Below are 26,292 nucleotides of genomic sequence, written 5' to 3'. Positions count from 1 at the left end.
CAGGTGTTATCGTGCAACCGCTTCCAGTTCTATTAAATCGAGATCTTTTTTGCGTAATACCAGGTTTACGCGCCGGGTTTCGATATGCACCGGATCGCCAAGTGGTGCGACGCGGACCACATTAAAAGAGGATCCTGGCAGCATTCCAAGGGATAACAGTTTCTGACGATAAGCCGGACTAATATCGCGAGAGAAACCCGTGATTTTCCACGCACTATCAGGAGTGAATTGCATAAGGCCTACCTGTAATCGCTAACTGAACGAGAGTTTACCGTGTGCGGTCATCGCACAGCACCTGGGGCATAGCCAACGGAGAAAAATAAAGACCTACTGAAAATGATGATAATGATAATAGTTTTTATCATCAATACATAAAGGGTTTAATAATTGACATTTGCCGGAAATATGCTGCTTTTTTGATATGGCGCAAGGTCTGCACTGTAGCGATAAATAACGGTAATATTTATTTTGTCATTGAATGTTCAATTAAGGTTTCATTGGTTAACAAAATGAAACTTTAATAGATAACTTATTTACTCGCCTTTATTCGCCGTCGTGAATCAAGTTGCGCAGTATACCGATATTGGGTCAGAGAACAGGGCGGAAAAACGGCCCCTGCAATGAGGGGCCGGGAAGGATTAGCGTTTTTTACCCATGGCTGCAGCCAGCGCGTCCATCATGGCGCTGTTGCCACCTGACTGCACTTCACGGCCGCGCGGTTTTGCCGCCTTTGCCGCCGGGCGATTGCCCTGCGCACGATCGTTACCGCCGCCGCGTCGGGCGTTACTCTCGCCCGGCTGCTCGTCCAGACGCATGGTCAGCGCGATACGTTTACGCTGTAGGTCGACCTCCATCACTTTAACCTGCACGATGTCGCCAGCTTTGACTACGGTATGCGGATCGTCGACGAATTTATTCGACAGCGACGAAATATGCACCAGGCCATCCTGGTGAACGCCGATGTCGACAAAGGCGCCAAAATTAGTGACGTTGGTGACCGCACCTTCAAGGACCATGCCTGGCAGCAGGTCGTTCATGGTTTCCACGCCATCGGCGAACTTCGCGGTTTTAAATTCCGGACGCGGGTCGCGACCGGGCTTTTCCAGCTCTTTGATAATGTCGGTGACGGTTGGCACACCGAATTTCTCATCGGTGAAGTCGGCCGCTTTCAGACTGCGTAATTCGCTGCTGTTGCCCATCAGATCGTTTAACGCCTGCCGGGTCGCGGCCAGAATACGCTCAACGATCGGGTAGGCTTCCGGGTGAACGGTGGAGGCATCCAGCGGGTTGTCGCCGTGGTTAATACGCAGGAACCCGGCGCACTGCTCGAAGGCTTTGGGACCGAGGCGGCTGACTTTCAGCAGTTGCTGACGGTTCTGGAACTGGCCGTTTTCATCACGCCAGGCGACGATATTCTGCGCCATCATCCGCGTCAGGCCCGCCACGCGGGTGAGCAGCGGCACGGAAGCGGTGTTCAGATCCACGCCGACGGCGTTAACACAGTCTTCGACCACCGCATCCAGCTTACGTGCCAGCTGTGACTGGCTGACGTCGTGCTGGTACTGGCCCACACCGATGGATTTCGGATCGATTTTAACCAGTTCGGCCAGCGGATCCTGCAGACGGCGGGCGATTGACACGGCGCCGCGCAGAGAAACATCGAGGTCCGGGAACTCCAGAGCTGCCAGTTCGGAAGCCGAATAGACGGAAGCCCCGGCTTCGCTGACGATCACTTTCTGCGCGGTGACTTTCGGAAACTGTTGCTGGACATCGAGGAAGAAGCGCTCGGTTTCACGGGAGGCGGTGCCGTTCCCGATAGCGACCAGCTCAACGTTGTGCTTTTCACACAGTGCGGCGACGACTATCGCCGCTTTGGCGGCCTGTCCGGTGTGTGGATAGATGGTGTCCGTGGCGACCAGTTTACCGGTGCCATCTACCACGGCGACTTTTACACCGGTGCGCAGACCCGGATCGAGGCCCATGGTGGCGCGCAATCCGGCGGGGGCGGCCATCAGCAAATCGTGCAGGTTACGGGCAAACACGTTGATGGCTTCATCTTCGGCGCGTTCGCGCACGGTGCCCATCAGCTCGGTTTCCAGATGCATCAGCACCTTAATGCGCCACGTCCAGCTGACAACCCCTTTGCGCCAGCTGTCGGCGGCGGCGTTGTTCAGCCGTAAACCGAGATGGTCGCTAATAATCTGTTCGCAGTGGCTCTCTTTCGGCGGCTCGTCAAACTGCGGGTCGGCATTCAGGGCCAACTGCAGGATGCCTTCGTTACGGCCGCGGAACATGGCGAGTGCGCGATGCGAAGGGACGGTAGCGACAGGTTCATGGTGATCGAAGTAGTCGCGGAATTTTGCCCCTTCCTCTTCTTTCCCGCTCACCACCGTGGCAACCAGGTGCGCATTCTTCCACAGGTAGTCGCGCACCTTCGCCAGCAGCGCGGCGTCTTCAGCAAAACGCTCCATCAGGATATAACGCGCGCCATCCAGTGCGGCTTTGGTATCGGCGACGCCTTTATCGGCATCAACAAACTTCGCGGCTTCTGTTTCCGGGTCGTGGGACGGCTCGTTCCAGAGCAGGTCCGCCAGCGGCTGCAACCCGGCTTCAATGGCGATTTGCCCACGGGTGCGGCGCTTCGGTTTATAGGGCAGATAAAGGTCTTCGAGCTCGGTTTTGCTCAGCGTGGTGGTAATCGCTTTTTCCAGCGCATCGGTCAGCTTGCCCTGTTCGCCGATCGATTTGAGGATGGATTGACGGCGGTCTTCCAGTTCACGCAGATAACCGAGCCGGGTTTCCAGATTACGCAGCTGCGTGTCATCCAGACCGCCGGTGACTTCTTTACGATAGCGTGCGATAAACGGCACGGTGTTCCCTTCATCAAGCAGGCGAACGGCAGCTTCTACCTGTTCAGACCTGGCCTGAAGTTCACCCGCAATAATGCGGCAGAGCGAATCATTCATCATGTCTTTTTCATCTTGTGGATCGAAAATCAAGGGATAGTTATACGGACTGACACAGCAAAATGCCAGTCGCGGTACCCGGCTCTCAGATTGTTCCGGGCGCGTTATTTCACATATTCGATATTGTTTACGTACCAACTGGCTTCGCCGGCGGGCGTGTTAACCACCGCCAGGTCGCCGACCTCTTTTTTCAGCAGCGCGCGGGCCATCGGCGAGTCGATAGAGATGTAGTCTTTACGTCCGAAAATTTCATCATAACCGACGATGCGAAAGCGTTTGATGTCGCCATCATCGTTTTCGATTTCAACCCACGCGCCGAAAAACACTTTGCCCTCTTGCTGCGGGGAGTAATCGACGATCTTCAGATTTTCCAGAGATTTGGTCAGATAGCGTACCCGGCGGTCGATTTCGCGCAGACGCTTTTTGTTGTACTGGTAATCGGCATTTTCGCTACGGTCACCGAGGCTGGCCGCCCAGGTCACTTTTTTGGTGACCTCAGGACGCTCTTCACGCCACAAATAGTCCATTTCTTTTTTAAGTTTTTCATACCCTTCACGGGTGATCAGCGGCGTCTTCATTTATCGTTCTACCTTCTGATTGTCGGACACTGTGCGCAACGATGTGCGGTTGCGCACAATTCGCAGCACGTAATAATACCGACAGGATAAATAATGTGTCTTATGATTAAATGTATACTTAAGCTGCTGTTAAATATGCTTTGTAACAATTTAGCCTGGAATATATACCAGATTTAGCTGGTCGGCGACCCGGGCTTTTTTGAGAATACGCACTGACAATTGCAGTGAACCTTTGGGAGTATAAACAATGCAAGAGAATTATAAGATTCTGGTTGTCGACGACGACATGCGCCTGCGTGCGCTGCTCGAACGTTATCTGACCGAGCAAGGCTTCCAGGTTCGAAGCGTCGCCAACGCTGAACAAATGGATCGTCTGTTGACTCGTGAGTCCTTCCACCTGATGGTGCTGGATTTGATGTTGCCGGGCGAAGATGGCCTCTCCATTTGCCGTCGCCTGCGTAGCCAAAGCAACCCGATGCCGATCATCATGGTAACGGCGAAAGGGGAAGAGGTTGACCGTATTGTCGGTCTCGAAATCGGTGCGGACGACTATATTCCAAAACCGTTCAACCCGCGTGAACTGCTGGCCCGTATTCGCGCTGTGCTGCGTCGTCAGGCCAATGAGCTGCCGGGTGCGCCGTCGCAGGAAGAGGCGGTCATCGCCTTTGGTAAATTCAAGCTGAATCTCGGCACTCGCGAGATGTTCCGCGAAGATGAACCAATGCCGCTTACCAGCGGTGAATTTGCGGTACTGAAAGCGCTGGTGAGTCATCCGCGTGAGCCGCTCTCCCGCGATAAACTGATGAACCTTGCTCGCGGTCGCGAATACTCGGCGATGGAGCGTTCCATCGATGTCCAAATCTCCCGTCTGCGCCGCATGGTTGAAGAGGATCCGGCACATCCGCGCTACATCCAGACCGTGTGGGGGCTTGGCTACGTCTTCGTACCGGACGGCTCTAAGGCATGAAACGCGTGCGCTTTTCGCCGCGAAGCTCGTTTGCTCGCACCCTGTTGTTGATTGTCACCTTGCTGTTTGTCAGCCTGGTGACCACCTACCTGGTGGTGCTGAATTTTGCGATTCTACCGAGCCTCCAGCAGTTTAATAAGGTGCTGGCATACGAAGTGCGTATGCTGATGACCGATAAACTGCAGCTGGAGGATGGCACCCAGCTGGTGGTACCGCCGGCGTTTCGCCGCGAAATTTATCGCGAGCTGGGCATTTCGCTCTATTCCAATGAAGCGGCGGAAGATGCTGGTCTGCGCTGGGCGCAGCATTATGAGTTTTTAAGCCAGCAGATGGCGCACCAGCTGGGTGGGCCAACCGAAGTGCGGGTTGAGGTTAACAAAAGCTCCCCCGTGGTGTGGTTGAAAACCTGGCTGTCGCCCAATATTTGGGTGCGCGTACCGCTGACGGAAATCCATCAGGGCGACTTCTCGCCGCTGTTCCGCTATACCCTCGCGATTATGTTACTGGCGATTGGTGGCGCCTGGCTGTTTATCCGTATTCAGAACCGGCCGTTGGTCGATCTTGAACATGCGGCGTTGCAGGTCGGGCGGGGCATCATTCCGCCGCCGTTGCGGGAATACGGTGCATCCGAGGTGCGTTCGGTCACCCGGGCCTTTAACCACATGGCCGCAGGCGTAAAACAGCTGGCAGACGATCGTACACTGTTAATGGCTGGCGTCAGCCACGATCTGCGTACGCCGCTGACACGTATTCGCCTGGCGACAGAGATGATGGGGGAAGAGGACGGTTACCTTGCTGAGTCGATCAACAAAGACATCGAAGAGTGTAACGCCATCATCGAGCAGTTTATTGATTACCTGCGTACGGGTCAGGAGATGCCGATGGAGCTGGCGGACCTGAACTCCGTGCTGGGTGAGGTTATTGCGGCGGAAAGCGGTTACGAACGTGAAATTGCAACGGAGCTGCAGGCCGGCGAGATTCTGCTGCGTATTCATCCGCTGTCCATTAAGCGTGCGCTGGCCAATATGGTGGTTAACGCCGCGCGTTATGGCAACGGCTGGATTAAGGTCAGCAGCGGTAGTGAAGCAAGCAGCGCCTGGTTCCAGGTTGAGGATGATGGTCCGGGGATTAAGCCGGAACAACGCGAGTATCTGTTCCAGCCATTTGTTCGTGGCGATAGCGCCCGCAGCACCAGCGGTACCGGATTGGGGCTGGCGATTGTGCAGCGTATTATCGATAACCATAACGGTCGCCTGGAGATTGGCTCCAGCGAGCGGGGCGGGCTGTTAATTCGCGCCTGGCTGCCGGTTCCGGTTCAACGTGCGTTAATGCCAACGAAGCAAAGCAAAGAGAGTTAAGCGGCCGCTGGCAGCCGTCTGAATCGCGCAAGTCGGCGTGGCGAGCATAAAAAAAGCCGGGCATTGCCCGGCTTGTTCTTTATGGCTACACGGTCAGCGTTTCGGGCCAGCAGCGACCAGCGCGGCGCCCGCTGGCGTATCGGTGTACTTCTCGAAGTTCTCTACGAACAGCTTCGCTAGCTGGTCGGCTTTCTCCTGCCACTGCTCTGGCGAACCATAGGTGTTGCGCGGGTCGAGGATGTGTGTATCGACACCTGGCAGTGAGGTTGGGATCTGCAAATCGAACATCGGCAGCGTGAAGGTTTCCGCATTGTCCAGCGACCCGTCTAGAATGGCGTCGATAATGGCACGGGTATCTTTAATTGAGATCCGTTTGCCGGTGCCATTCCAGCCGGTATTGACCAGATAAGCCTGCGCACCGGATGCCTGCATGCGTTTCACCAGAACTTCCGCATACTGCGTCGGATGCAGCGACAGGAACGCGGCGCCGAAGCAGGCGGAGAAGGTTGGCGTCGGTTCAGTGACGCCACGCTCGGTGCCGGCCAGTTTAGCGGTAAAGCCAGAGAGGAAGTGATACTGGGTCTGGTCTGCCGTCAGGCGAGATACCGGCGGCAGTACACCGAAAGCATCCGCAGTCAGGAAGATAACTTTGGTGGCATGGCCCGCTTTCGAGATCGGCTTAACGATATTTTCGATATGATCGATCGGGTAGGAGACGCGGGTGTTCTCGGTTTTCGAACCATCGTCGAAATCAATCGTGCCGTCCGCGCGAACCATCACGTTTTCCAGCAGCGCATCACGACGAATCGCGTGATAGATGTCTGGCTCTGCGGCTTCGGAGAGTTTAATGGTCTTGGCATAGCAGCCGCCTTCGAAGTTGAAGACGCCATCGTCATCCCAGCCGTGCTCGTCATCGCCAATCAGGCGGCGTTTCGGATCGGTGGAAAGGGTGGTTTTACCGGTGCCGGAGAGGCCAAAGAAGACCGCCACGTCGCCTTTCTCACCTACGTTAGCGGAACAGTGCATCGATGCGATTCCCTGCAGCGGCAGCAGGTAGTTCATGATCGAGAACATCCCTTTCTTCATTTCGCCACCGTACCAGGTGCCGCCAATCAGCTGGATCCGCTCGGTCAGGTTGAAGGCTACGAAGTTTTCAGAGTTGAGTCCCTGCTCCTTCCACTGCGGGTTGGTGCATTTGGCGCCGTTCATGACGATGAAATCCGGCTTAAAGTTGGCCAGTTCTTCATCGTTTGGGCGAATAAACATGTTCTTGACGAAGTGTGCCTGCCAGGCCACTTCGGTAATGAAGCGCACGCTCAGACGCGTATCGGCATTGGCGCCACAGAACGCATCGACGATGAACAGACGCTTACTGGAAAGCTGATGAGTGACCAGATCTTTCAGGTGCTGCCAGGTTTCCTGAGAGAGCGGTTTATTGTCGTTTTTACCGTTGCCTTTATCAGACCACCACACGGTATCGCGGGTTGTATCGTCACGAACGATATATTTATCTTTCGGCGAACGACCGGTAAAAATACCGGTATCGACGGCAATCGCTCCCAGATTGGTTAGTACGCCACGCTCATACCCTTCCAGTGTGGGATCGAGTTCTTCCTGATACAACGTATCGAAGCTGGGGTTGTGGACGATATCCTGGACGTCATTGATACCATAAGCCTTGAGATCCTGCGGGGTTAAACCATTATTAACGCGCATGTCACTGCTCCTTAGCCAATAATATATACTGCTTTAAATTGTAGGGGTTATTTCGGGGTATAGACCGCGACCAGGCTCATAGATTTACGTATCTCGACAAACGCCTTACTTACGAAAAACACGGTGACTCCTGTCACGAAATATGCGTGATTATCTCAGGAAATTGGCCGTTGGGGGGCATCGATGTTTCTTATTGGTTAAAAAGTAATTAAAAAAACTGCCAAAATGTGAAGGTAATCGCTTTCCTGAAAGAAAATTACGTAACTCTTTCAGTGAAAATCGATTCATCACGCGAGGAAATGTTTGACGACAGGTGCGGCGGAGGCAGAAAACCTCTGCCGCGAGCTCTGACGGACAGGATTATCAGTGAACCTGCGGGTCGGCCGGAGACGCATTATTGCGGATCTCGGCGATATCCATGGCGTTGAAGAGGTAATGATTGCCGCAGTAATCGCAGTGCATATCAATTTCGCCTTCGTCAGCGAGAATGCTGTCGATCTCTTCATCCGGCAGCGTTTTCAGCGCCCCGGCGCAGCGTTCGCGGGAACAGGTACATTTAAATTCCACATTCTGCGGATCGTACACGGTCACTTCTTCTTCGTGATACAGGCGCCACAGGACGTCAGTAGCTGAGAGGGTGAACAATTCCTCGGCTTTGATGGTCTCCGTTAGCGTTGCCAGATGTTCGAAATCATTGGCCTGCGTCTCTTGTGCCGGCATGACCTGAAGCAGCATGCCGCCCGCCATCGGTTTCCCTTCATGTTCGCCGGTGCGAATGAAAAGGCGCGTTGGCAACTGTTCAGAGCGCTGGAAATAATCTTCGAGGCAAGCCGCCAGGGTGTCACCTTCCAGACCGACCACGCCCTGATAGCGCTCGCCTTCATGCGGAGAGATGGTGATGACCAGATACCCGTTACCAACCAGCGTCTTCAGGTCTGCATCTTCCGGAATGTCGCCCTGAGTGCGCGCTACGCCGCGCAGCTGCTGTTGATTTGTGCCGTTAATCACCGCCAGAGACAGAGGACCATCGCCCTGCAACTGCACGGTGATATCGCCAGCAAACTTCAGCGTTGCGGTCAGCAGGCTGGTGGCAACGAGCAGCTCTGCCAGCACGGTTTTGACCGGCTGCGGATAGCTGTGGTTCGCCAGAATCTGTTCCAGGGTTTCCGAGACGGTAACCAGTTCGCCGCGTACGGCATAGTTTTCAAACAGATAACGATGTAATTGATCGTGTTGAGTCATAATGGTCTCTCTTGCTGGTAACAGCGGTGCCTACAGGTATAGGCGATTACTCACTGTCACCGTGTTTAAATCTCATCAGGTCGCGGCGTTCTTTCTTGTCCGGACGTCTGTCGGGATGCGGCATGGTGAGCGCGTTCATTTTGCGCGCCAGCGCCATTTTCTCGCGTTTCTCGATGCTTTCTGCCGTCTCTTCATACAACGCAACGGCTTCACTGGCAGGTCGGCGCTGTTCCGTTATCCCTTTGACCAGCAGGGTACGTTCATCGTTGCCCTGGCGTAGCGTCAGGGTGGCGCCCTGCTCAACGACTTTACCCGGCTTGCTGCGTTGTCCGTTGTAATGCACCTTGCCGCCTTCAATCATCTCGCGCGCCAGCGCACGGGTTTTATAAATGCGGGCTGCCCAAAGCCATTTGTCCAGCCTGACGGCTTCGACGGGCTTCTCTTTCATGGCCTCTCCTGTAGGGTCAGCGAAGGGATCAGGCGCCGGTAGTCGTTCAGCCCCGGGTGACGGGCATAGCTTTTTTCCGCCAGTCCGGAATCCGGATTCGTGACCCCCAGGCAGTAGCGAATACCAAACTGAGCCGCAGCATCGAGAATCGCCTCGCTATCGTCAACAAAGAGCGTTTTGCGCGCATCGAAGCCGGTCTCTTCCGCTACCGCACGCCACAGACGCTGATCTTCTTTCGGATAACCAAATGTGTGGGTAGAAAGTAATAAATCAAGGTGTGCGTCGAGACCGGTATGTTCAAGCTTTACCGCCAGATTGTGTGGATGGGCGTTGGTCAGCAGGATGCGCCGCTTGCCGCTGGCCTTGAGCGCATCAAGGAACGGGACGGTATCATCGCGCAGGGTCGCTTTGGGTCCCTGCTCGCTGGTCATCGCACGAATATCCAAATTCAGGCGCTCACTCCAGTAGTCCAGACAGTACCAGTTTAGCGTATGCTGCACCGTGTGATACTCCTGGTGCATCGCCTCTTTGGCCTCCTGCAGGCTGAGCCCACGTGCCGTCCCCCAGGTCTCCGGCACCAGCTTTTGCCAAAAATAGTTGTCGAAGGCGAGGTCGAGCAGGGTGCCATCCATATCCAGCAGAACGGTATCAACCTCCTGCCAGGCGATATCAAAATGCATGGTGAGTCTCCAGCGAGGGGAAATGCGCGACAGGGTATCACACCCCGCCGCGCAGGGAATTACTCTTGATGTTCCGGCGAGGGGATGAGTACCGGATTCAGGCAGCTTTCGTAGTATTTCTGAATATCTTCCATTCTCTGGCGATGACGCTGGTAGCGACGAATCGCCAGGATCCCGTGCCAGGACATGCAGCCCAACATGGTCAGCAGAAGCAGTGTCGTCCCCAGATAACGCCACAGGCCTGAACGGTCTGGAATACGATGCAGGTTAATGTGCTGCGTGCCATTGGCATCGGTATAGAGATTGGTAACAATCCCCTCGGCGTGGAACGGCGTATGCATCAGCATTCGGGCCAGCCGCTGCAATTCGCCCCACTGTTCAGGCGGCGGATAGTCATACAGGCTGGTGGTCGGCCACGGCTGATTCACCAGATCGCTGCCTTCATCACTGACAATCAGGAAACCGCCGGGAGCCGGACTGTTAAGGGCCTGCGCCGCGCGCGAGGTCTCACGAATGACAAATGGTGCTGTTGAGGTGGTCACCAGATTTTCCAGCGACTCGGCGCTGACCGGGCGCAGCAGAACGTTGACGCCATCCAGTTTGCCCGAGTTGGCACGTTTGGTCAGCGCTTCCCAGTTACGCGTATTACCCAGGTTAACCAGCGCGTTTTTCAAACGGGTACATTCATCTTTTGCCGCGCACAGGTTGTTGGTTTTAATGACGATATCGCCAAAATCATCCAGCAGCACCATGCCTGATTTCTGAATCGCCGAGCGCAGCGCGGGGCTGACGCGCGAATCATCGTCCGGATCGGGATGGAGCTGGCGCTGCACGGACTGCATCAGCGCGGTGGCTTTGCTGACGACGTCCGACTCCGGGAGCGGCAGGGGGGGCGCGTCATTCCAGATGATCTGCGAGCAATCAAATGGCATAAACGGCGAGTTCTCTTTTGCCGTCCAGGTATCCGGCGAGTGGATATTGCAGGTTCCGGTACCTTTCAATTGCAGCGTATCGCCAATACGAACCTGTGATTTCTCCAGTTGGGCAACGGTCGTCGCTTCAACGGTTTGCGCCCCTTTCAGCCACGAAAGCGTAAACTTAAACGGCATATTCAACGGCACGCTGGCCCACAGCATCATCACCACCAGCAGTGCGCCGATGGCGATAATGGTGCTACGCAGCCAGTACTGAAGTGGGAAGTGTTTCACTTCATCGTGCAGCGACAGGAAGCGCCCCTGGCGCACGACGTGACGACTGAGGTAGATATCGATATCCGTCTGCTGGCCGAGATCCTGGGCAATCCAGGGTTGCCAGTGACGCGGATAGATCAGATCGATAATTCCCAGGGAGATATTATTAATATGCTCCTGGTCATTTTCGCCAAACAGACCCCAGCGTTTGGGCATCCCGCGCAGGCAGTGAATCTCCCGAAGCGCCGCTTTACGCGGCGGCCCATAGATCCCCCACAAACCTGCCGCCAGTAACAGCAGCCCGCCGACCAGTAGCCATGGAGTAAAAACATAGGGGCTTATCAGGCTGAAGTAAAACAGCAGGAACGAGGTGACGATAAAGATCGCTTCCCGCAGTCCATCCGGCCGGCTGAGCGCGAATTCCTCCGCCGTTTCCTGACGGATGCTCAACAGCTCGATCTGCTCGCTCTCTTCCCCGCGGATTGACGCCTGGGTTGACGATACCCGTTCAAGGGCGTAACCGCGCCTCTCCTGCGGGTAGTCGCTGAGCGCGTGGCCATTGAGGGCAATGACCAGCGGCAGGCTGTCGGTGGGAATCAGCTCAACGCTATTTTCGTCATTGATATACTGCTCCCAGAAGGGCGGTAGATGCACCTCCACCGAGTCGAGGAAGTAGCGCCATTTGTTTGGGTCATCGGTGGTAATGCCATAGCGCGTAATGGCACGGGTCACCGTGAAGACGGTATCGCTTTGCTGGGTGAGAGACAGTACATCAGGGGAAACGCTTGCTCCCGATGCCGGCATCTGTCGGGCATGGTTGAGTTCTTCAAGGTACTTTTCCACCGCGCGGCGCTCTTGCTCAGAAAGCTTGCGGGTGACGGCATCGCTAAAAGCATGCAGGAGGGGGAGGCGGCGACGCCTGGCACGCGATCGATACCACCACCCGATAAGCAATGCGCAGATTAGCAGAGCTGTGAAAGAAATCAGAAAGGTGCCCATGCCCATCCCATCGTAGTTATTCTTTTCTTACAGGTGTCTTTAGTTGCTTAACACTTTTGCGTGAACCTGCAGTGTGCTCTCGGCAGATATCGTATGTATACGGGAAAATTTATTGTGCGATACAGCAGCATACAAGCTTATCAAAATCGTTAAAATCCAGGAATCAGTAAATTCTCAAAAACATTTCAACCTATTGACTTTTTTATCTTTCTGATTTCGATGTTTTGAGAGTGGAAGTTGCAACTATGTAAATAAGTGGCGAATTGAATTGCCGAAACCGTGCTGTGTATCGCACAATGACTTCTGGAATCACAGCATAGATCGATAACAATGAGCAAATCATTACAAAAACCCACCATTCTCAATGTTGAAACAGTAGCGCGTTCGCGTCTTTTTAACGTTGAAAGCGTGGACCTGGAGTTCAGCAACGGCGTGCGTCGCGTTTATGAACGCATGCGCCCTTCGACGCGTGAAGCCGTGATGATTGTACCGATTGTCGATGACCATCTCATTCTGATTCGTGAATATGCCGTTGGCACCGAATCTTATGAGCTTGGGTTTTCTAAAGGGCTGATTGATCCGGGTGAAACCGTCATGGAAGCCGCGAACCGTGAACTGAAAGAAGAGGTCGGTTTCGGCGCTAATAAGCTGACGTTTCTGAAAAAACTGAGCATGGCACCGTCCTATTTCTCCAGCAAGATGAATATCCTGGTGGCAGAAGATCTGTACCCGGAGTCGCTGCCTGGCGATGAGCCGGAACCTTTACCGCAGGTTCGCTGGCCGCTGTCACAGTTAATGACACTGCTGGATGAAGAAGATTTTAATGAAGCGCGCAATGTCAGCGCCCTGTTTTTGGTCCGTGAGTGGCTACGAGTTCAGGGACGCTTGTAGACAGCCCGGCGCCTTGTCAAAGACCACTTTCCATCCGGCCTGCAACCATGGCCTGCAAACAGAAGCAGAAAAAAAGCGCCCGCAGGCGCTTTTTTTGTCAGAACAGTTCGTGGGTTTCACCGCCACCGTCGGTGATCGTGGTCCCCACTTCATGCACCGCCTGATGGGTCGGCTGTGTGCCATCAATGAAGTACTCGGGGCGGCTGTTGCCGCCGCTCGCCAACTGGCCGGTGCTGCGGTCGATATTGACCGTTACTACGCCAGGCGGCGGGGTTAATGGCTCTTCAGGTACGCCTTCCAGCACGTGTTTCATAAAATCATCCCAGGCTGGCTGGGCGCTTTTTGCTCCCCCCTCATAGCCGGAGATCTGATCTTTAATCGCGCCGGATGCGGTGGTCCGCCCCAGATCGCGGCGGTGATCGTCAAAACCAATCCATACCGACGTCACGACACCCGGACCGTAACCGGAGAACCACGCATCTTTTGAGCTGTTGGTGGTCCCGGTTTTACCACCGATATCGTGGCGCTGCAGATCGCGACCGGCACGCCAGCCGGTACCCATCCAGCCCGGTTCGCCAAAGATGTTACTGTTCAGAGCGCTTTTAATCAGGAATGACAGTGGCGTGCTGATCACATGCGGCGCGTATTCCGCAGAGCCGGTTTGTGCAACCAGTGCCTGGTTAACCTGTTCAAGCTCTGGCTGCGGCGGCACCGCGGCGTTCTGCGGTGTTGCAGAGGTCGCGACATCTTCGACATCTTTATTTTCCAGCACGTCAGATTTCGGTGTATCGCCGTAAATAACCGGCAGGTTGCACTGTGGACAGGCAACTTTAGGCCGTTCTTCAAAGATCACACCGCCCTGATCGGTCTCAATTTTACTGATAAAGAATGGTGTTATCAGGAAGCCGCCGTTGGCCATCACCGAATACCCCCGCGCAACCTGCATTGGCGTAAAGGACGCGGATCCCAGCGCCAGCGACTCGGTATGTACGATATTCCCTGCCGGGAAACCGAAACGCTGTAAATATTCTGCCGCGTAATCAACGCCCATGGCGCGCATGGCGCGAACCATCACGACGTTCTTCGATTGCCCCAGTCCCTGACGCAGGCGAATAGGGCCAGCGTACTGCGGCGGGGAGTTTTTCGGCTGCCAGTCGGAACCTGCACCGGCGTCCCAACGGGAAATCGGAACATCGTTAAGCATACTGGCCAGCGTCAGGCCTTTATCCATCGCTGCAGTGTAGAGGAACGGCTTAATGTTTGAGCCCACCTGGCGCAGGGCCTGGGTTGCGCGGTTGAATTTACTTTGATTGAAGTCGAACCCGCCGACCAGGGCGATAATGGCGCCGTTCTGCGGGTTAATCGAAACCAGCGCCGAGTTCACATCCGGTACCTGCGACAACCACCAGCTGTCGCCGACATGACGGACCCAAATTTGCTGCCCGGACTGCAGGACATCGGTGACTTTCCGCGGTGTCGCCCCTTGCAGGGTATCGGAGATAAAGCGGCGCGCCCAGCGGACGCCCTCAATATTCAGCGTGACGGACGTTCCATTACTTAATAGCGCGCGCGCTTCCTGTGGATTTGCCGAGGTAATCACCGCCGGGGCAAGCGGCCCGTAACCGGGCTGGTTTTTCAGCGACGCGAGGATTTTTGTGTGATCCCAGGGCGTTTCGCCCACTTTCCACAGTACATTGGCCGGGCCGCGGTAGCCGTGGCGCATATCGTAATCCAGCACGTTATTGCGGACGGCCTGCTGAGCAGACTGCTGGTTTTTACGCGTGATGGTGGTGTAAACGCGGTAGCCATCTTCATACGCCTGTTCGCCATAGCGGTTGACCATCTCCTGGCGGACCATTTCACTGAGATACGGCGCGGAGAAGGCGATTTCCGGTGCGTGGTAGCGGGCGTCAATGGCTTCGCTGCGCGCCTGATCGTATTGCGTCTGCGTGATATAACCTTCGCTCAGCATACGGGCCAGAACAACGTTACGACGCGCGGTTGCGCGGTCAATGGAATAGAGCGGATTAAACGTCGATGGTGCTTTAGGCAGGCCAGCGATAACAGCCATTTCGCTCAGACTAAGCTGGTCGAGAGATTTACCAAAGTAAACCTGCGCCGCCGCGCCGACGCCATAGGCGCGGTAACCGAGATAGATTTTATTCAGGTACAGCTCAAGGATTTCGTCTTTATTCAGCAGCTGCTCGATACGAATCGCCAGGAAGGCTTCTTTGATCTTACGCATCAGCGTCTTCTCTGGACTCAGGAAGAAGTTACGCGCTAACTGCTGGGTAATCGTACTGGCCCCCTGTGAGGCATGGCCTGAGAACATGGCGACGCTGGCTGCACGAAAAATACCGACCGGATCGACGCCGTGATGTTCATAGAAACGACTATCTTCGGTGGCAATAAACGCTTTAATCAGCTCGGGCGGCATGTTCTGCAACGTGACGGGAATACGGCGTTTCTCGCCATACTGCGCAATAAGCTCACCATCCGCGCTATAGACCTGCATCGGGATCTGCAAACGCACATCCTTCAAGGTCGCGACGTCAGGGAGTTGCGGCTCAATATATTTGTAGAGGCCAAAAACCGAGCCTGCTCCCAGCAGTACGCAACAGACTGCAAGGATCAATAGATACTTTACGAACTTCACCGGAGATTTCCCATTAAGTTTAATTTGGGCAGTTTATAAACAAACGCGCGGTAGTATAAAGGCAAGCCTGGTGCATTGATAGAGTCGAGCCGCAATGGCGGACAAGGAGATCGTAAGCATGGCTTTCAGCAACTGGCGAATCGGGATGCATATTCAGCAGGACGCGATAGTGCTGGTCGCATTGCGCTACGCGCGTTCCCGCTGGGCATTATGCCGCTGGTGGGATATCGAACTGGCGCCCGGCATCGTGCGACAGGGCATGGTGGTTGACGTGGCTGCGCTGGCTGAACGGTTGCAGAGCTGGCGGCGGGAACTGCCATTGCAACATCAGGTCAGCATTGCGTTTCCGGCCAGCCGAACGCTACAAAAACAGCTACCGCGTCCGCAGCTGTCTCTTAGCGACAGGGAGCGCGCAACCTGGATAGCCAGCGTGATGGCACAACAGCTGGAGATGCCCGCCGCCTCGCTATGCGTCGATTATTCTGCCGCGCCGGCAAAGAATGCGTGGCGGGTGACGGCAGCACCGCGCCTGGATATCGATGTTTTGCGTCAGCTCTCTGCCCGCCTGAAGCTGGGCATCGCGGGAATTGTACCGGATGCCAGCGCGCTGGCGGCATTCCTCCCCTGGCTACCGTCCGGTTCGCAAGGTCTGGCGTGGCGTCATGATCATCATTGGCTGTGGGCAACGCGGGAGAACTGGGGCAGTTTACCGTGCACTGAAGCCTCGTCGTTTTCACAACTCTCCCTGTTGATCGATACCAAATCACTCCAGCGCTGCTCCACGCATTCTGGCGATGAGACCTCTTTTGATCCCTGGTGCGTTATTCATCGCCTGCAGCCTCCGCTGCCGGACTGCGGAGAGCGCTTTGCCGTGGCGATTGGGCTGGCGTTAGGAGGGCGGTAACGATGACGACGGTGGTGAATTTTTTGCCATGGCGTGAAGCGCTTCGCCGCCAGCGATTGCGTGTCGCGCTGCTGTACGCGGTGGGGTTTCTACTGACTTTACTGACGGTTGCTCAGGTTCACCGGGCTGAGCGTCACGCAGTTGAGACACTGGCTGCGGTGAGGACCGCGGCTGAAAATCAGCTCTGTTCCGTGCTCCGGCAGCGCGAAAGCCGGATGCAGGAGCGGCAGCAGCAAGCAGAGCACTTGCGCCTGCGACAGCAAAGAAGGGCATTGACCGAGGCCTGGCAACCCCGATTACGGGCAATCGCCGCGCAATTACCGGAGCAGGCCTGGTTGACCCGGCTGGAATATCAGCGCGATACCCTGATGTTGAGCGGCCTGGCGCTGAATCTTAATGCCGTAGCGGGGCTGGAAAAAGCGCTGAGCACGGTTGCCGGGTTCAAACCTGCCAAAGCCGGTGAAACACGCCGCGGTGAACAGGGGCGCTGGCAGTTTCGTTTTTCCCTGAGCGTGGGGCACACTGATGCAGGCACTCATTGAACGAGGAATGACGGCATTTTTTTCTCCGCTTGGCGTGCGGCTCGCACTCCCCATTGTTCTGGGGTTGACCGTGGTGATTTTTTTGTGCCTGCCGGCTTCGCCTCCACCGCCAGAAACCGACGGACATCTCCGTCTTCGCCAGCAGTGGCTTCGGTTAATGCCGCTACAGAAAGCCTTGCAAAATGCCCCCCCGGAGGAGCGAAAGCGATTGCTGTTCTCCCCAATTGCACTGCCGGTATCAGGCGCCATGCTGGTGGCCTGGCGCCCGTCGGGGCGCGGCGGTGAGCTGCTGCTGGAGGCCAACTGGCAGGCGGTCCCCCAGCTGTTTTCCTGGCTGGCGGAGTGCGGAATGCGTGTAACGGGTTTTTCGCTGCGTCCAGAAAAAGAGGCGCTCATGATGACGCTACAGCTGGAGGCTGAAGATGTGGGGTAAGGAGTGGCGCCTGCTGTGGCTGCTTCTGCTTCCGCTTCTATTGCTGGCTGGCGATCGCGATCCGTTTCTGCCTCCGGAGGATCGCTGCCAGACGGCACAGTTGGCGCAATGGCGCTATGGCGGCGCGGTCGGTCATCCGCAATATTGGGTGGGCTATTTACTGGACCATCGTAGCCAATGGCGCCGGGTACGAAAAGATGACGTTTTGCCGGGGGGCCGGCGAATCCAATTGCTGACGGCGGAGCGGGTTGAAATCACAACAGGACCTGGATGTGAACCTGCGCATTGGGAATGGTTGCGGGAAAAAGGAGCAAAGCATGATGCGATGGATAAGCCTGCTGTTTCTGCTGTTGTCAGCGATAGCGGCGGCAAAGAATGAGAACGCCGTGTCGCTGGTGGTTGATGATGTGCCGGTTGCCCAGGTGCTGCAAACGCTGGCCGAGATGCAGCAAAAAAATCTGGTTGTGGCGCCTGACGTCAGCGGTACGGTGTCGCTTCATCTGAAAAACGTTCCCTGGCAGCAGGCATTGCGCGCCGTTATTGATAGCGCCGGGCTGATGTATAACCAGCAGGGCACAGTACTGCATGTGCATACGCAGGCCTGGCAAAATACGCGGCAGGCGCAACAAGTGGCGGCGCGCGCGAAGAAATTGCAGAATCTGCCTTTGCAAAGGCAGAGCGTGATGCTGCAGCATGCTGACGCGAGCGAGCTGGCAAAGGCCGGGGATAAGTTGCTCAGCGCCCGGGGAAGCATGACGGTGGATAAACGCACTAATCGTCTGTTCATTTACGATGATGCCTCGCATCTGTCGGCGCTGGTTGCGTGGGCTAAGGAGATGGATCTGCCGGTCGGTCAGGTCGAGCTGGCGGCACATATTGTCTCGATGAGTGAAACCAGCCTGCGTGAACTGGGGGTAAAATGGAGCATGGCCGAAGCCAGCAGCGCGCCGAGCTCCGGTAAGCTGACGACCTTAAGTAGCCATCAGGCGGTGAATGGCGCCAGTACCCGTCTGGGGTTTAATGTCGGCCGCCTGAGCGGGCGATTGCTGGAGCTGGAGCTTTCGGCGCTGGAGCAAAAACAGCAGGTAGAAATCATCGCCAGCCCGCGTTTGCTGGCTTCTCATATGCAACCCGCCAGTATCAAACAGGGGAGTGAAATCCCCTATCAGGTCTCCAGCGGGGAAAGTGGTGCAACGTCAATTGAGTTTAAAGAGGCGGTACTGGGAATGGAAGTCACGCCAACGGTTCTGCAACAGAATCGCGTGCGCCTGAAACTGCGCATTACTGAGAATACGCCTGGTCAGATGCTGAAACAGGAAAATGGTGAAGCGTTGGCTATCGATAAGCAGGAAATTGAGACGCAGGTTGAAGTTAAAAGTGGCGAAACGCTCGCTCTGGGCGGAATATTTTCGCAAAAAAAGAAATCTGCCCGCGACAGCGTTCCGCTACTGGGTGACATCCCGCTGCTCGGTCAGCTGTTTCGTCGCGACGGTAAAGATAACGAACGGCGTGAACTGGTGGTCTTCATTACCCCACGAATTCTGGCAGTGCATTAAGCGGTTTTTCTTGCTAAACACGTTTCAGGTGTTTGACGTGAGGACGGATTTAGCATACAAGGGGTACCGATTTGAGAGTCGGGTTCGGCATCAATCCTCCCTTTTTGTCCGGTGATTTATCCACAAGATCATTCAGGATGCGTCGAGGCGGTAAGCTGGTTTATCTCCAGAAACATAGATAACTATGCACCTGGAGGCGGATAAGTGCAGCCGATGGCGAGGTAGTTTGAATAATGACGAGTATATTCAGTTGCCAAACCTGCCTGAGTATTGAGATAATTTTTAGTCTGACTCTCGCTCTATTGCATATGAGGTTTCAGTTCATGTCCTGCTGCGCTGGGTATTCGCGAAGCGGGTTTACCATTAACGAATAGTCTTAGTAGTACCGAAAAAATGGCAGAGAAACGCAATATCTTTCTGGTTGGGCCTATGGGTGCCGGCAAAAGCACTATTGGGCGCCAGTTAGCCCAACAGCTCAATATGGAATTTTACGATTCTGATCAAGAGATTGAGAAACGCACTGGCGCAGATGTGGGCTGGGTTTTCGATGTCGAAGGTGAAGACGGCTTCCGCGACCGTGAAGAAAAGATCATCAATGAGTTGACGGAAAAACAGGGAATCGTGCTGGCGACTGGCGGCGGCTCTGTGAAATCCCGTGAAACGCGTAACCGTCTCTCCGCCCGCGGCGTGGTGGTGTACCTGGAAACAACGATCGAAAAGCAGCTTGCCCGTACGCAGCGCGATAAAAAGCGTCCTCTATTACAAGTTGAAGCGCCGCCTCGCGAAGTTCTTGAAGCGTTGGCCGACGAACGCAACCCACTGTATGAAGAGATTGCTGACGTCACTATCCGTACCGACGATCAGAGCGCAAAAGTAGTGGCAAACCAGATTATTCATATGCTGGAAAGCAATTGATTCTGGCTTAATAAAGAGCGTCAGAGTAAAAAGCAACTGAGGTGGACGTCGCGTTATGGAGAGGCTTACTGTAACCCTCGGGGAACGTAGTTACCCGATTACCATCGCGGCTGGTTTGTTTAACGATCCAGCTTCCTTCCAGCCACTGAAATCAGGCGACCAGGTTATGCTGGTTACCAATGAAACGCTGGCGCCGCTTTATCTGGAGAACGTTCGCTCTGTACTGGAGCAGGCGGGGGTTAAGGTAGATAGCGTCATTCTACCCGACGGCGAGCAGTACAAAAGCCTGGCAGTGATGGACTCCGTCTTTACCGCTTTACTGCAAAAACCGCACGGTCGTGACACCACTCTGGTGGCGCTCGGCGGCGGCGTGGTCGGTGATTTAACCGGCTTTGCCGCGGCTAGCTATCAGCGCGGCGTGCGTTTTATCCAGATTCCTACCACCCTGCTGTCGCAGGTGGACTCTTCGGTCGGCGGCAAGACGGCCGTCAATCACCCTCTTGGTAAAAACATGATTGGTGCCTTCTGGCAGCCGGTTTCCGTGGTCGTCGATCTCAACTGTCTTAAGACGTTGCCGGCCCGTGAACTCTCTTCCGGACTGGCCGAGGTGATCAAATACGGCATTATCCTCGACGGTGAATTCTTCAGCTGGCTGGAAAGTCACATCGATGCGCTGATGGCGCTTGATGAGAAGGCGATGGCGTACTGTATTCGTCGTTGTTGTGAGCTGAAAGCCGAAGTTGTCGCAGCCGACGAGCGCGAAACCGGGTTACGTGCTTTACTCAATCTTGGACATACTTTTGGTCATGCCATTGAAGCCGAAATGGGCTACGGTAACTGGTTACACGGCGAAGCCGTTGCTGCCGGAATGGTGATGGCTGCGCATACGTCCGAGCGATTAGGTCAGTTCAGCGCTCAGGATACACAACGTATCGTGACGCTGCTGCAGCGTGCGGGCTTGCCGGTACGTGGGCCGCAGGAGATGACTGCGCAGGCGTATCTGCCCCACATGATGCGTGATAAAAAGGTGCTGGCAGGCGAAATGCGGCTGGTGCTACCGCTGGCAATAGGGAAAAGCGAAGTTCGCGGCGGAGTGTCGCATGATGTAGTTCTTGGCGCGATTGCTGATACTCAGTTAGCGCAACAATAAGAAGGTCTAGCCGCGTCCGCGCGGCGTTATCATTTCAGGTGACATGCAATAGTCGTGAGCATAAGCCTTTTAGTGGGGTGTTAAATGGATGAATTAAAACCAGAAGATGATCTGAAAGCCGATCGCAGAGATCGTCGTACTGGTCGTTCCCGTCAATCTTCCGAGCGCGATAGCGATCCGCAGATCAATTTTGATGATGTCGATCTTGATGCGGACGACAGCCGTCCGATGCGCGCCAGCAAAGCACGCCGTGAGCGCGATGAAGAAGAGTATGAAGCGGACGTAGAGTCTGAAGAAGACGAAGAGTCAGATGAGCCGCAGGTTGAGCGTCGTCCGCGTAAGCGTAAGAAAGCGCCCGCGAAGCCAGCCTCCCGCCAGTATATTATGATGGGGTTGGGGATTCTTGTGCTGCTGCTGCTGATCGCAGGCATTGGCTCCGCACTGAAGTCGCCGTCCTCTTCCAGTGAACAAACCGCGTCAGGCGAGAAGAGCATTAATCTGTCAGGCGATCAGTCTGAAAATGGACAGTCTGGCAATGGCCAACCTGCCGCTCAGGGCCAGACAACGGCAAACAACTCGCAGCAAGATGTTTCTCTGCCGCCGATCGCCTCTAACCCGACTCAGGGCCAGACTGCCGCTGAGCCGCAGGGACAGCAGCGTGTCGTAGTTCAGGGCGATCTGAATAATGCCTTGACTCAGCAACAGGGTCAGATTGACAGCGTCGTAGCAAACTCCACGCTGCCAACTGAACCGGCGACCGTTGCTCCTGTCCGAAATGGCGCCGCTCCGCGCCAGGCAACAACTGAACGTCAGACTGCCGCCGCACAGCGTCCGGTAGAGCGTAAGCATACGGTGATTGAGCCGAAACCAGTGGCGAAATCGGCGGTTGAAGAGAAACCGGTTCAGCCTAAACATGTCGAAAGTACCGCAACCGCTACGTCGGTGAAAGCGCCTGTCGCTCAGCAGAGCAAAGCTGTTGCCACCGCACAGACGACTAAGTCAGCTCCGACGACAACCGTGACCGCACCTGCGGCTAACGCTGCTGCGACTGCCGGGGGGAAAACCACGGGCGATGTCAGCTCGATGAAAGCGGCGCCGTCTGGTAACTACACTCTGCAACTCAGCAGCTCCTCCAACTACAACAACCTGAATAGCTGGGCGAAGAAAGAGAAGCTGGATAAATATGTCGTCTACGAGACCACGCGTAACGGTCAGCCATGGTATGTACTGGTCAGCGGTATCTATGCTTCGAAAGATGAAGCGAAGCGTGCTGTCGCCACCCTGCCAGCGGATGTGCAGGCGAAAAACCCGTGGGCGAAACCGTTGCATCAGGTTCAGGCTGATCTGAAGTAAGTGCGGTGTTGTCTTAAGCGCAGGGTGCTGTCGGAGCTTTCTCCACAGCCGGAGAATGTGGTAATTAGTTAGGCAGCATGAAAAAGAATCGCGCTTTTCTGAAATGGGCAGGGGGGAAATACCCCCTGCTTGACGATATTAAAAAACACTTGCCGCAAGGCGATTGTCTGATTGAACCCTTTGTTGGTGCAGGGTCGGTATTTCTTAATACCGACTTTTCTCGTTATATTCTGGCGGACATCAACAGCGATCTGATCGGTCTTTACAACATCGTTAAATTGCAGACGGATGAGTATGTTGCGGCGGCGCGTGACATGTTTACGCCCGAGAATAACGCGGCAGAGCCGTACTATCAGTTCCGTACTGAATTCAACCAAAGTCAGGATCCGCTGCGCCGTGCGGTGCTGTTCCTGTATCTGAACCGCCATGGTTACAATGGCCTGTGTCGTTATAATCTGCGCGGCGAATTTAACGTACCGTTCGGCCGTTATAAGAAGCCCTACTTCCCGGAAGCTGAGCTGTATCATTTTGCCCAGAAGGCGCAGAATGCGTACTTCTACTGCGAGTCGTATGCCGATAGCATGGCGCGCGCGGACGGTGCTTCTGTGGTCTATTGCGATCCTCCGTATGCGCCATTGTCGTCTACCGCCAATTTTACGGCCTATCATACGAACAGCTTTAACGCCGAGCAGCAGGCCCATCTGGCGCAGCTGGCGGAGAACCTACTGGAGCAGCGGGTTCCGGTTCTGATTTCCAACCACGATACGGCGCTCACGCGCGAATGGTATCGTCAGGCTAAACTGCATGTCGTCAAAGTTCGACGCAGTATCAGCAGCAACGGTGGTACACGAAAGAAGGTGGACGAGCTTCTGGCTCTTTACCGTCCGCCCAAGACTAAATAATTTCAAGGAGATGCGGATGAAGCAGTATTTGATTGCCCCTTCAATTCTGTCGGCTGATTTTGCCCGCCTGGGTGAAGATACCGCCAAAGCACTGGCTGCAGGAGCGGACGTTGTGCATTTTGACGTGATGGACAACCACTACGTGCCGAATCTGACCATCGGCCCTATGGTGCTGAAAGCACTACGTAACTATGGCATCACCGCCCCGATCGACGTGCACCTGATGGTGAAACCGGTCGATCGCATCATCCCTGATTTCGCCGCGGCGGGCGCCAGCATCATTACCTTTCACCCGGAAGCCTCTGAGCACGTCGATCGCAGCCTGCAGCTCATCAAAGAACATGGCTGTAAAGCGGGTCTGGTGTTTAACCCGGCCACGTCGCTGAGCTACCTTGACTATGTGATGGATAAGCTGGACGTTATCCTGCTGATGTCCGTCAACCCGGGTTTCGGCGGCCAGTCCTTTATCCCCCAGACTCTGGATAAACTGCGTGAAGTGCGTCAGCGCATCGATGCGTCGGGTTATGACATTCGTCTGGAAGTCGACGGCGGCGTGAAGGTCAGCAATATTGCGGATATTGCGGCGGCAGGCGCAGATATGTTTGTTGCCGGTTCAGCGATTTTCGATCGTCCGGACTACAAGGAGGTTATTGATCAAATGCGTAGTGAATTAGCAAAGGTTAGTCATGGATAAATTACACTCTATTCGCGGTATCGCCTTTGACCTTGACGGCACGCTGGTCGACAGCGCGCCGGGTTTGACCGCTGCGGTTGATAGCGCGCTCTATGCGCTGGAGCTGCCGATGGCGGGTGAGGCACGCGTCGTCACCTGGATCGGCAACGGAGCGGATGTCCTGATGGAGCGGGCCCTGAGCTGGGCGCGTCAGGAGCGCGCAACTCAGCGTGCAGCAGTGGGGAAACCTTCCGTCGATCATGGCGATATTCCACAGGCAGAGCAGTTGAAGGTGCTGCGTAAGCTCTTCGATCGTTACTATGCTGAAGCGGCGGAAGAGGGCAGTTTTCTGTTCCCTGCGGTGGCTGATACACTCGACGCACTGCATCAGAAAGGCCTGCCATTGGCGCTGGTGACCAACAAGCCGACGCCGTTCGTTGCGCCAATTCTGGAAGCGTTGGATATCGCGAAATATTTTACGGTCGTCATCGGCGGCGATGATGTGAAAAATAAAAAACCACATCCGGATCCGCTGTTGCTTGTGGCGCAGAAGCTGGGGCTGGCGCCTGCTGAGTTGCTGTTCGTTGGTGATTCACGTAATGATATTCAGGCGGCTAAAGCCGCTGGCTGCAGCTCCATCGGGCTGACCTACGGGTATAACTACGGCGAGTCGATTGCGCTCAGTGAACCGGACTACATCTTCGACCAATTTAATGAACTCTTGCCCGCTCTCGGGCTACCGTACAGTGAAACTCAGGAATTGAAAAATGACTAAGCCCATCGTTTTTAGTGGCGCACAGCCCTCAGGTGAATTGACCATTGGCAACTATATGGGTGCGCTGCGTCAGTGGGTGAGCATGCAGGATGATTATCATTGCATCTACTGCATCGTAGATTTGCATGCCATCACCGCGCGTCAGGATCCAGAGAAACTGCGTAAAGCGACGCTGGATACTCTGGCGCTTTACCTGGCATGTGGTATCGATCCTGAGAAAAGCACCATCTTCGTTCAGTCGCATGTGCCGGAGCACGCTCAGCTGGGCTGGGCGCTGAACTGTTACACCTATTTCGGTGAACTGAGTCGTATGACCCAGTTCAAAGACAAATCGGCGCGTTATTCGGAAAACATTAACGCCGGTCTGTTCGACTATCCGGTGCTGATGGCTGCGGACATTCTGCTGTATCAGACCAACCAGGTTCCGGTTGGCGAAGATCAGAAACAGCACCTGGAGCTGAGCCGCGATATCGCTCAGCGCTTCAACGCCCTTTACGGTGAGGTGTTTAAAGTGCCTGAGCCGTTTATTCCTGCATCCGGCGCCCGTGTGATGTCCCTGCTTGAGCCGACAAAGAAAATGTCCAAGTCAGACGACAACCGCAATAACGTGATCGGCCTGCTGGAAGACCCGAAATCGGTAGTGAAAAAGATCAAGCGCGCCGTGACTGACTCTGATGAGCCGCCGGTTGTCCGCTACGACCAGCAGAATAAAGCCGGTGTCTCCAACCTGCTGGATATTCTTTCCGGCGTTACCGGTCAGAGCATCGCGGAGCTGGAGCAGCATTTCGAAGGCAAAATGTATGGTCACCTGAAAGGCGAAGTCGCGGATGCAGTATCCGGTATGCTGCTTGAGCTGCAGGAGCGGTATAACCGCTTCCGTAACGACGAAGCGCTCCTCAATCAGGTGATGAAAGACGGGGCTGAAAAAGCCAGCGCGCATGCGTCGCAAACGCTGAAAGCGGTCTATGAGGCCATTGGTTTTGTGGCTAAGCCGTAAGCGATAGCCGGGCGAGAAACAGCAAAGGGCGGGTAATTCCGCCCTTTTGTATTTCAAGCGTATGTGAGGTTTTCCGCTCAGTTTCTCGGCGTTCGCGGGACTGACCGGGTAACGTCAGTATCAGTGATGTGAGAACCAGTTCAGTTTGTTGCGCAGGCTGACCACGCGGCCAACGATAATCAGCGCCGGGCTGGCCATCTGCTGCGCCAGAACATCCAGCTGATCTAAGGTGCCGGCGACCACTTTTTGGCTGATCACCGTGCCGTTCTCAACGATAGCCGCGGGCATATCCGCCGCCATGCCGTGAGCAATCAGGTTCTCTCTGATAGCAGAGGCCTGGTTTAGTCCCATATAAAACACCAGTGTCTGTTTCTCTATCGCCAGGTTTTCCCAATCCAGCT

Annotated in this window: 25 protein-coding genes; 15 read left to right on the top strand and 10 right to left on the bottom strand. The window is 55.1% G+C overall.

Annotated elements, in window-relative coordinates:
• Nucleotides 1-6 precede the first annotated feature (6 nt).
• The 3 genes from feoA to greB all read right to left on the bottom strand — a co-directional run bounded on the left by feoA (nt 7) and on the right by greB (nt 3,544).
• Nucleotides 7-234 carry a ferrous iron transporter A gene (gene feoA, locus ACZAHD_RS06855; RefSeq protein ID WP_462456107.1) on the bottom strand — a complete coding sequence of 76 codons (228 nt, stop codon included), beginning with the start codon at nt 232-234 and terminating at the stop codon, nt 7-9.
• Between the two features lie 404 nt (nt 235-638).
• On the bottom strand, nt 639-2,969 hold the full coding sequence (locus ACZAHD_RS06850; protein ID WP_462456106.1) for a Tex family protein: 2,331 nt from the start codon (nt 2,967-2,969) through the stop codon (nt 639-641).
• A 101-nt stretch (nt 2,970-3,070) separates the two neighbouring features.
• On the bottom strand, nt 3,071-3,544 hold the full coding sequence (gene greB, locus ACZAHD_RS06845; protein WP_462456105.1) for a transcription elongation factor GreB: 474 nt from the start codon (nt 3,542-3,544) through the stop codon (nt 3,071-3,073).
• A 247-nt stretch (nt 3,545-3,791) separates the two neighbouring features.
• Between greB and ompR the strand changes: the two genes are divergently transcribed.
• Both ompR and envZ read left to right on the top strand, forming a co-directional pair.
• Nucleotides 3,792-4,511: an osmolarity response regulator transcription factor OmpR gene (gene ompR, locus ACZAHD_RS06840; protein ID WP_001157751.1), complete on the top strand. Its 720-nt coding sequence runs from the start codon at nt 3,792-3,794 to the stop codon at nt 4,509-4,511.
• Nucleotides 4,508-5,869, top strand: a complete 1,362-nt coding sequence (envZ, locus tag ACZAHD_RS06835; RefSeq protein WP_462456104.1) for a two-component system sensor histidine kinase EnvZ — start codon at nt 4,508-4,510, stop codon at nt 5,867-5,869. The genes ompR and envZ overlap by 4 nt, the downstream gene beginning before the upstream one ends.
• A gap of 93 nt (nt 5,870-5,962) precedes the next feature.
• Here the strand turns inward: envZ and pckA are convergent, their stop codons facing one another.
• The 5 genes from pckA to ACZAHD_RS06810 form a co-directional block, all read right to left on the bottom strand.
• Nucleotides 5,963-7,585: a phosphoenolpyruvate carboxykinase (ATP) gene (gene pckA, locus ACZAHD_RS06830; RefSeq protein ID WP_462456103.1), complete on the bottom strand. Its 1,623-nt coding sequence runs from the start codon at nt 7,583-7,585 to the stop codon at nt 5,963-5,965.
• A gap of 363 nt (nt 7,586-7,948) precedes the next feature.
• Complete coding sequence (gene hslO, locus ACZAHD_RS06825; protein ID WP_462456102.1) at nt 7,949-8,827, bottom strand: Hsp33 family molecular chaperone HslO; 879 nt, start codon at nt 8,825-8,827, stop codon at nt 7,949-7,951.
• A gap of 46 nt (nt 8,828-8,873) precedes the next feature.
• On the bottom strand, nt 8,874-9,275 hold the full coding sequence (gene hslR / locus ACZAHD_RS06820; RefSeq protein ID WP_032690449.1) for a ribosome-associated heat shock protein Hsp15: 402 nt from the start codon (nt 9,273-9,275) through the stop codon (nt 8,874-8,876).
• Nucleotides 9,272-9,955, bottom strand: coding sequence for a GMP/IMP nucleotidase (gene yrfG / locus ACZAHD_RS06815; protein WP_462456101.1), 684 nt, complete (start codon nt 9,953-9,955; stop codon nt 9,272-9,274). Before yrfG ends, hslR begins: the two co-directional genes overlap by 4 nt.
• A gap of 59 nt (nt 9,956-10,014) precedes the next feature.
• Nucleotides 10,015-12,144: an intracellular growth attenuator family protein gene (locus tag ACZAHD_RS06810; protein ID WP_462456100.1), complete on the bottom strand. Its 2,130-nt coding sequence runs from the start codon at nt 12,142-12,144 to the stop codon at nt 10,015-10,017.
• A gap of 330 nt (nt 12,145-12,474) precedes the next feature.
• On the opposite strand from ACZAHD_RS06810, the gene nudE reads away from it, so the two are divergent.
• Entirely contained in the window at nt 12,475-13,035 is a 561-nt protein-coding gene (gene nudE / locus ACZAHD_RS06805) for an ADP compounds hydrolase NudE (RefSeq protein ID WP_462456099.1), read from the top strand.
• A 97-nt stretch (nt 13,036-13,132) separates the two neighbouring features.
• On the opposite strand, the gene mrcA is transcribed toward nudE, so the two are convergent.
• The gene (mrcA, locus tag ACZAHD_RS06800; protein ID WP_462456098.1) at nt 13,133-15,691 is read right to left on the bottom strand and encodes a peptidoglycan glycosyltransferase/peptidoglycan DD-transpeptidase MrcA; all 2,559 of its coding nucleotides are present in this window, start codon (nt 15,689-15,691) and stop codon (nt 13,133-13,135) included.
• Nucleotides 15,692-15,809: 118 nt separating this feature from the next.
• On the opposite strand from mrcA, the gene ACZAHD_RS06795 reads away from it, so the two are divergent.
• The 12 genes from ACZAHD_RS06795 to trpS all read left to right on the top strand — a co-directional run bounded on the left by ACZAHD_RS06795 (nt 15,810) and on the right by trpS (nt 25,891).
• The gene (locus ACZAHD_RS06795) at nt 15,810-16,595 is read left to right on the top strand and encodes a type IV pilus biogenesis protein PilM (protein ID WP_462456097.1); all 786 of its coding nucleotides are present in this window, start codon (nt 15,810-15,812) and stop codon (nt 16,593-16,595) included.
• 2 nt (nt 16,596-16,597) lie between these two features.
• Nucleotides 16,598-17,137: a PilN domain-containing protein gene (locus tag ACZAHD_RS06790; protein WP_462456096.1), complete on the top strand. Its 540-nt coding sequence runs from the start codon at nt 16,598-16,600 to the stop codon at nt 17,135-17,137.
• On the top strand, nt 17,121-17,570 hold the full coding sequence (locus ACZAHD_RS06785; RefSeq protein ID WP_462456095.1) for a HofO family protein: 450 nt from the start codon (nt 17,121-17,123) through the stop codon (nt 17,568-17,570). The genes ACZAHD_RS06790 and ACZAHD_RS06785 overlap by 17 nt, the downstream gene beginning before the upstream one ends.
• A complete protein-coding gene (locus ACZAHD_RS06780; protein ID WP_462456094.1) occupies nt 17,560-17,949 on the top strand; it encodes a HofP DNA utilization family protein in 390 nt (129 codons plus the stop codon). Before ACZAHD_RS06785 ends, ACZAHD_RS06780 begins: the two co-directional genes overlap by 11 nt.
• Complete coding sequence (gene hofQ, locus ACZAHD_RS06775; protein WP_462456093.1) at nt 17,888-19,126, top strand: DNA uptake porin HofQ; 1,239 nt, start codon at nt 17,888-17,890, stop codon at nt 19,124-19,126. Before ACZAHD_RS06780 ends, hofQ begins: the two co-directional genes overlap by 62 nt.
• Nucleotides 19,127-19,519: 393 nt before the next feature.
• On the top strand, nt 19,520-20,041 hold the full coding sequence (gene aroK, locus ACZAHD_RS06770) for a shikimate kinase AroK (RefSeq protein ID WP_004868452.1): 522 nt from the start codon (nt 19,520-19,522) through the stop codon (nt 20,039-20,041).
• A gap of 55 nt (nt 20,042-20,096) precedes the next feature.
• On the top strand, nt 20,097-21,191 hold the full coding sequence (aroB, locus tag ACZAHD_RS06765) for a 3-dehydroquinate synthase (RefSeq protein WP_462456092.1): 1,095 nt from the start codon (nt 20,097-20,099) through the stop codon (nt 21,189-21,191).
• An 84-nt stretch (nt 21,192-21,275) separates the two neighbouring features.
• Nucleotides 21,276-22,544: a cell division protein DamX gene (gene damX / locus ACZAHD_RS06760; RefSeq protein ID WP_462456091.1), complete on the top strand. Its 1,269-nt coding sequence runs from the start codon at nt 21,276-21,278 to the stop codon at nt 22,542-22,544.
• A gap of 77 nt (nt 22,545-22,621) precedes the next feature.
• Nucleotides 22,622-23,446, top strand: coding sequence for an adenine-specific DNA-methyltransferase (gene dam, locus ACZAHD_RS06755; RefSeq protein ID WP_462456090.1), 825 nt, complete (start codon nt 22,622-22,624; stop codon nt 23,444-23,446).
• Between the two features lie 16 nt (nt 23,447-23,462).
• The gene (gene rpe / locus ACZAHD_RS06750) at nt 23,463-24,140 is read left to right on the top strand and encodes a ribulose-phosphate 3-epimerase (RefSeq protein WP_100684425.1); all 678 of its coding nucleotides are present in this window, start codon (nt 23,463-23,465) and stop codon (nt 24,138-24,140) included.
• Nucleotides 24,133-24,894: a phosphoglycolate phosphatase gene (gene gph / locus ACZAHD_RS06745; RefSeq protein ID WP_462456089.1), complete on the top strand. Its 762-nt coding sequence runs from the start codon at nt 24,133-24,135 to the stop codon at nt 24,892-24,894. The genes rpe and gph overlap by 8 nt, the downstream gene beginning before the upstream one ends.
• Complete coding sequence (gene trpS / locus ACZAHD_RS06740) at nt 24,887-25,891, top strand: tryptophan--tRNA ligase (protein ID WP_462456088.1); 1,005 nt, start codon at nt 24,887-24,889, stop codon at nt 25,889-25,891. Before gph ends, trpS begins: the two co-directional genes overlap by 8 nt.
• A gap of 120 nt (nt 25,892-26,011) precedes the next feature.
• Here trpS and ACZAHD_RS06735 read toward each other — a convergent pair.
• On the bottom strand, nt 26,012-26,292 hold a 281-nt coding region (locus ACZAHD_RS06735), incomplete at its 5' end, for an SAM-dependent methyltransferase (RefSeq protein ID WP_462456087.1).

Origin of the sequence: Raoultella sp., assembly GCF_039594335.1 — a bacterium.
GTDB lineage: Bacteria > Pseudomonadota > Gammaproteobacteria > Enterobacterales > Enterobacteriaceae > Klebsiella.
This window is presented reverse-complemented; position numbering and strand designations above follow the sequence as displayed.

What these genes read in the sequence shown, in the direction of transcription:
- feoA (WP_462456107.1), bottom strand. Translation starts at nt 234, where the DNA reads ATGCAATTCACTCCTGATAGTGCGTGGAAAATCACGGGTTTCTCTCGC.
- ACZAHD_RS06850 (WP_462456106.1), bottom strand. Translation starts at nt 2,969, where the DNA reads ATGATGAATGATTCGCTCTGCCGCATTATTGCGGGTGAACTTCAGGCC.
- greB (WP_462456105.1), bottom strand. Translation starts at nt 3,544, where the DNA reads ATGAAGACGCCGCTGATCACCCGTGAAGGGTATGAAAAACTTAAAAAA.
- ompR (WP_001157751.1), top strand. Translation starts at nt 3,792, where the DNA reads ATGCAAGAGAATTATAAGATTCTGGTTGTCGACGACGACATGCGCCTG.
- envZ (WP_462456104.1), top strand. Translation starts at nt 4,508, where the DNA reads ATGAAACGCGTGCGCTTTTCGCCGCGAAGCTCGTTTGCTCGCACCCTG.
- pckA (WP_462456103.1), bottom strand. Translation starts at nt 7,585, where the DNA reads ATGCGCGTTAATAATGGTTTAACCCCGCAGGATCTCAAGGCTTATGGT.
- hslO (WP_462456102.1), bottom strand. Translation starts at nt 8,827, where the DNA reads ATGACTCAACACGATCAATTACATCGTTATCTGTTTGAAAACTATGCC.
- hslR (WP_032690449.1), bottom strand. Translation starts at nt 9,275, where the DNA reads ATGAAAGAGAAGCCCGTCGAAGCCGTCAGGCTGGACAAATGGCTTTGG.
- yrfG (WP_462456101.1), bottom strand. Translation starts at nt 9,955, where the DNA reads ATGCATTTTGATATCGCCTGGCAGGAGGTTGATACCGTTCTGCTGGAT.
- ACZAHD_RS06810 (WP_462456100.1), bottom strand. Translation starts at nt 12,144, where the DNA reads ATGGGCACCTTTCTGATTTCTTTCACAGCTCTGCTAATCTGCGCATTG.
- nudE (WP_462456099.1), top strand. Translation starts at nt 12,475, where the DNA reads ATGAGCAAATCATTACAAAAACCCACCATTCTCAATGTTGAAACAGTA.
- ACZAHD_RS06795 (WP_462456097.1), top strand. Translation starts at nt 15,810, where the DNA reads ATGGCTTTCAGCAACTGGCGAATCGGGATGCATATTCAGCAGGACGCG.
- ACZAHD_RS06790 (WP_462456096.1), top strand. Translation starts at nt 16,598, where the DNA reads ATGACGACGGTGGTGAATTTTTTGCCATGGCGTGAAGCGCTTCGCCGC.
- ACZAHD_RS06785 (WP_462456095.1), top strand. Translation starts at nt 17,121, where the DNA reads ATGCAGGCACTCATTGAACGAGGAATGACGGCATTTTTTTCTCCGCTT.
- ACZAHD_RS06780 (WP_462456094.1), top strand. Translation starts at nt 17,560, where the DNA reads ATGTGGGGTAAGGAGTGGCGCCTGCTGTGGCTGCTTCTGCTTCCGCTT.
- hofQ (WP_462456093.1), top strand. Translation starts at nt 17,888, where the DNA reads ATGATGCGATGGATAAGCCTGCTGTTTCTGCTGTTGTCAGCGATAGCG.
- aroK (WP_004868452.1), top strand. Translation starts at nt 19,520, where the DNA reads ATGGCAGAGAAACGCAATATCTTTCTGGTTGGGCCTATGGGTGCCGGC.
- aroB (WP_462456092.1), top strand. Translation starts at nt 20,097, where the DNA reads ATGGAGAGGCTTACTGTAACCCTCGGGGAACGTAGTTACCCGATTACC.
- damX (WP_462456091.1), top strand. Translation starts at nt 21,276, where the DNA reads ATGGATGAATTAAAACCAGAAGATGATCTGAAAGCCGATCGCAGAGAT.
- dam (WP_462456090.1), top strand. Translation starts at nt 22,622, where the DNA reads ATGAAAAAGAATCGCGCTTTTCTGAAATGGGCAGGGGGGAAATACCCC.
- rpe (WP_100684425.1), top strand. Translation starts at nt 23,463, where the DNA reads ATGAAGCAGTATTTGATTGCCCCTTCAATTCTGTCGGCTGATTTTGCC.
- gph (WP_462456089.1), top strand. Translation starts at nt 24,133, where the DNA reads ATGGATAAATTACACTCTATTCGCGGTATCGCCTTTGACCTTGACGGC.
- trpS (WP_462456088.1), top strand. Translation starts at nt 24,887, where the DNA reads ATGACTAAGCCCATCGTTTTTAGTGGCGCACAGCCCTCAGGTGAATTG.